General features: G+C 61.1%; 1 tRNA gene. It reads right to left on the minus strand.

Annotation, left to right across the window (positions count from 1 at the left end):
- Window positions 1-148: 148 nt before the first annotated feature.
- Window positions 149-225 (minus strand) — tRNA-Met (locus tag QSJ97_RS24795).
- Window positions 226-314: the final 89 nt, after the last annotated feature.

The following is a 314-nucleotide window of genomic DNA, read 5'->3' on the forward strand; positions in this document are numbered from 1 at the left end:
TGCGCCGGAGGGCTGTCTGGTCTCCTGGGCCTGGGGCGCGAGCTGGACGGGGCGCGGTGTCCGTGTGGAGATCACGATCTCTGGAGACAGCGTGGAGACACGGCTTGTGTGCGGTGTCTCCGGTGTGGTTCTAAGTCGTTGGAATTCTTGGTTGCGGGGGCAGGATTTGAACCTGCGACCTTCAGGTTATGAGCCTGACGAGCTACCGGGCTGCTCCACCCCGCGTCGGGAAGGGTTGTCTGGCTTGTTGACTGCTTGTTTGGCAGTTCTGGTTGCCAGTTCGATCGTGCCGAGAGAGAAGCGTTGGGTTGGTT

Source organism: Paralimibaculum aggregatum (assembly GCF_030270585.1).
GTDB lineage: Bacteria > Pseudomonadota > Alphaproteobacteria > Rhodobacterales > Rhodobacteraceae > Thermohalobaculum > Thermohalobaculum aggregatum.